This window comes from Hymenobacter agri (assembly GCF_054778495.1).
The window spans coordinates 1-1,329 of sequence record NZ_BAAGZM010000876.1 but is presented as its reverse complement, the minus strand read 5'-3'; the positions used below and the strand labels follow the sequence as shown (position 1 = coordinate 1,329).

The following is a 1,329-nucleotide window of genomic DNA, read 5'->3' as shown; positions in this document are numbered from 1 at the left end:
CTGAGCGCCCCGGCCAGCATTGGACAGGTACTGACGCTGAACGGCAGCCTGACCACCAACGGTCAGCCCCTCACGCTGCTCTCGGATGCCACGGGCACCGCCATGGTGGTAAACAACGGCGCGGCCGTGGTGAGCGGCAACGCAACGGTGCAGCGCTACATTGACCCCACGCTCAACCCCGCCACCGGCACGGGCCCCAACCCCACCGGCCTGGGCTACCGTCACTACGCCGCCCCGGTGCAAAACACCACCGTGGCCGACCTGACGACCAGTGGCTTTACACCGGTAGTGAATGCAAACTACAACACCCAAGGCAGCGCAGTGAACCCGTTCCCCACCATCTTCGACTACGACGAGGCGCGCCTGACTGCGGCCGCTCCCGGCTTCAACCAGGGCTGGCTGTCACCCGCCGCCCTCACCGATGCGCTGGTGCCCGGCCAGGGCTACACCGTGAATATCCCGGTCAGCCAGACCGTAGATTTTGTGGGCACCCTGAACAACGGCCCCGTCAGCGTGGGCAATCTGACCCGTGGCTCGGCGGCCGATGCCGGCTGGCACCTGCTGGGTAATCCCTACCCGGCCCCGCTCGACTGGGACCAAGTGGCGCTGAGCGGCGTGAATGCGGCCGTGTACGTGTACCATTCCTCGGGCCAATACGCAGGCACGTATTCTGCCTACGCCGGAGGCATCGGCACCAACGGCGGCACCAACCAGCTGGCGCTGGGCCAGGGCTTCTTCGTCCGCACCAGCACGGCCGGCACCCCGGGGGCCGTCAATTTCACCAACGCCGCCCGCCTCACCAGCTACGCCAATCCGGTGTTCAACCGCACGGCCACCACCTTCCCGCTGGTGCGCTTGGCGCTGAGTGCCACCAACGTCCCCGCCGATGAGGCCGTGGTGTACTTCGCGGCTTCGGCCACCACTGGCCTCGATGCGGCGCTCGATGCCCCCAAGCTGCCCGCTGGTGGCGCGGGTCTGCTGGCCAGCGAAGCGGCCGGGCAGGCCTTGTCCATCAATGCCCTACCGACCTTGGGCACGGCTGATGTGGTGGTAAACCTGCGGGTGCAGGCAACTCAGCCCGGCACGTACACGCTGCAGGCATTGGAGCTGCTGAACCTGCCCGCCGGCACCTACGCCTACCTCCGCGATGCCCAGACGGGCACCCAAACCGACCTGAGCGCGGCCACCAGCTACCGCTTCGGGCTGGCGGCTGGCGCCCCGACCATGGGCCGCTTCTCGCTGCTCATTACTCAGCAGCGGGTGCTGGGCACGGCTTCGGCCCAGCTTAGCCAGCAGGTGAGCCTGTTCCCGAGCCCGGCCCGCGGCCAC

The 1,329-nt window shown here is 68.1% G+C and carries 1 protein-coding gene; it reads left to right on the top strand.

The features are described from left to right. Positions 1-1,329: hypothetical protein (locus tag ACYVDE_RS22995; RefSeq protein ID WP_460503861.1), on the top strand; the 1,329-nt coding region annotated here is incomplete at both ends.